This window comes from Candidatus Phytoplasma australasiaticum subsp. ipomoeae, from assembly GCF_024425275.1.
Lineage (GTDB): Bacteria > Bacillota_I > Bacilli_A > Acholeplasmatales > Acholeplasmataceae > Phytoplasma > Phytoplasma australasiaticum.
On the sequence record NZ_JALQCV010000001.1, the window covers coordinates 1 to 2,913 of the forward strand.

Here is a 2,913-nt window from a genome sequence, read left to right on the forward strand (position 1 = left end):
TAGCATGTGACTGGACTTCAGACGTGAGCTCTTCCGCTCTTTCAGACCTCCCCGAATACATAGCTATAACTTGATTCTGATTAGCTATGTATTCGGGTAATTCTGAAACAATTGATCAAAATCTAAGTAAAAAACATTTAAGTATTGATGAACAGATATTAAAAATTAAAAATTTAATTGATATAAATAAACAACAAATAATATTTATAGAACAAAAAATAAAAAAATTACCAGACGAAAATATTCAAGGTAATATACTTTATGAATTAAACCAAAATTTACTAAAATTAATGGAGTTTACTATAAATCATAATAAAGCTTTACAAATAATAATCATAGAACAAGAAATAAAAAAATTATCCGACGAAAAGGTTAAAGAGAATATACTTTTTGAATTAAATAAAAATTTACTACAATTAATTGAGCTTACTACAAGTCATAATAAAGCTTTAGTCATAAATTCGAATAATTTTGAAAAAAGTGATTCAAATTTAATTGAAAATAATCCAACTAATGAAGAAAAAATATTAAAAATTCAAAATACCATTCATAAAATAAGATATCGTATGATAGAAATTGAACAAGAAATACAAACATTACCAGATGGCAACGATAAAAAAAATATTCTTTGTGAATTATATGAAAATTTAATACAATTGATCAATTATAATGAACAAGAAATGAAAATGCAAACAATTTTATCAGAATTAGGATTCATAAAATGAAAAAATATTAAAATCTTTTTTTAATTATCAATCAAAAAACCTGGAATCTCACCATTAGTAAATGAAGTAATACCAGAATTACAAGAAAGATTCATTTCACATTTAAATTCAAATTATAACAATTTATATAATGCAATTACTGAAGAAATGATTATAGATTTAAACAATAAAATTAAGGATTTAAAATTATATGATTTTGTTATTGAAAAAATAGCTCAAAAATCAAAAAACCAACTTGATTTAAAATTATATCATCCAGCATTAAATTTTTCTATTCAGGCAAAATTCGAGAAAAAATTCAATTTAAAATTAACAAATTTAGAATTAGATGATTTAATTAATGAAACAATTCTAAGATTAAAGAAATACATCGATTTACAATATGATAGTAATGATTCAGAGCTTATTATAGAAAAAGAAAATGATATTATTATCAATGAATTAAAAGAAAAAATTAATGCGTACATAAAAGATGATTTAATATTAAATAATTTCATTAAACAATATTCATTTATAAATAGTGAAGCACAAAGTATTTACGAAGAATTTTGAAAATAATTAATAAAATATTTATTGTTGTTAATATTATAAAAAAACATATTTATTAATCCAAATACTCCCTTGCAGGAGGGAGTATTTGGTGAGATAATTTTTTTTATTTATAACTTTTTTGATTCATATTATTATAAAGATTTTAGGGTATTAAAGAGGCCTAAATATCATGTTATTTTATTAATAAATTTGTGTAATAAAAAAATAAAGGAGTATGTATAAATAGTGAATTTTGTAAAAAATATTTTAAAAAATACTTTGTTAATGGCCCAAATTAGTGCAGCTATGTTAGGTTTTAAAACGATAGATTTGTTCCAGGATGAAGTAAATGCCCAATTAGCACCTTTAAAACGAGCATTAAAATTCTTTTATACAAAAAGAAAATTAAACGAAACTTTGGAAATAATTAATTTATCTCCTCGTGAAATATATATAATATTAAATGAATTAAATAAAGAAGATATAAATAATTTATCACCGAAACAAATATATCAAATATTAAAAAAACAAACAAAAGACAAAATGTTAAATGTATCTGAGGAATGGGAAAATATAAATAATATTATAAATAATGCTGATTATGAAACTATAAAAAAACTTCATTTTATTTTTGTTAAATATAAACTTTATAATGATGAAAAAATACTATTAAATAAAATTTTGCGAATTATAAATTTATCGCCGCAACAAATATATATAGCATTTAATAAAAACAATATAGATAATTTATCATTACAAAAAAAAGATGAAATGTTAAATTTAAGTACCGACTATACAATGTCTGAAAATATAGATAATATAAATTGGGAAACAATAAATGATATTATAAATGATGCTGATTTTGAAACTATAAAACAATGGAATTTAATATTTGGTAGATATTATTACAATAATTTATACCAAAAAAATAATATATTTAATAATTAAAGCAAGAATCTCTTATACAAAGAGAGTATATTATAATGAAGTTTACACCCCCCCCTCAATATTTAGTCATTGTGATATCATTAACCAAATTTATTATTTGGTGATAATATTAAGAAATTATTTTTTATTTGTATCGGAGGATATATTTTTATTTATAACTATTTGCATTTTAGAAAGTTAAAAAAATTTAATTTTGTAAAAGGATATAGTTAACTCATTAAATTATTATAAATAAGTTTACAAATCATAAATCAATTAAATAGAATAGTTATCATGGCAAAACAGATTTAAATCCACAGATCGCCAAAAAAGATCAAGAAATACATGGTTTAACTCGAAAAAAATTTAGAAACTGACAAAAATAATTTAGAAACTGCTAAAAATAAAGTCATCGGTATCGGGAACAAATCATTACAACTAGATATCAAGCTATCTCGGATTTAACTGAAGCTAAAAAAACTTCTGAATCTTATGCAACAAAACAAAAATATATTTTACAAAATAATGTTAAAAAAATATATTTCTATAATAAAATATCTGAACAACAATTAACTTTCTCTAAAAAAAATTATTAACTTAATGGAAACAATATTTAAAAAATCTTTATTTGATTAATAATCAAATATGGAAATTATTATTCCAACAATATAGTAGAATGTACTTCATAATTATTTTATGCGTAATAAATATTTTATTTTACTTCTTATTA

Annotated in this window: 3 protein-coding genes; all 3 read left to right on the forward strand. The window is 20.6% G+C overall.

Going from position 1 to position 2,913, the window contains the following annotated elements; genetic code table 11:
* Positions 1 to 86: 86 nt before the first annotated feature.
* The 3 genes from NQK76_RS00005 (at position 87) to NQK76_RS00015 (ending at position 2,204) form a co-directional block, all read left to right on the forward strand.
* A complete protein-coding gene (locus NQK76_RS00005) occupies positions 87 to 725 on the forward strand; it encodes a hypothetical protein (RefSeq protein ID WP_255872569.1) in 639 nt (212 codons plus the stop codon).
* 147 nt (positions 726 to 872) lie between these two features.
* Complete coding sequence (locus tag NQK76_RS00010) at positions 873 to 1,277, forward strand: hypothetical protein (RefSeq protein ID WP_004994575.1); 405 nt, start codon at positions 873 to 875, stop codon at positions 1,275 to 1,277.
* Positions 1,278 to 1,502: 225 nt separating this feature from the next.
* Positions 1,503 to 2,204 carry a hypothetical protein gene (locus tag NQK76_RS00015; protein ID WP_255872568.1) on the forward strand — a complete coding sequence of 234 codons (702 nt, stop codon included), beginning with the start codon at positions 1,503 to 1,505 and terminating at the stop codon, positions 2,202 to 2,204.
* Positions 2,205 to 2,913: the final 709 nt, after the last annotated feature.

Bases quoted from the DNA above. Each gene is read 5' to 3' on its own strand.
- NQK76_RS00005 (WP_255872569.1), top strand. From the start codon at position 87: ATGTATTCGGGTAATTCTGAAACAATTGATCAAAATCTAAGTAAAAAA.
- NQK76_RS00010 (WP_004994575.1), top strand. From the start codon at position 873: ATGATTATAGATTTAAACAATAAAATTAAGGATTTAAAATTATATGAT.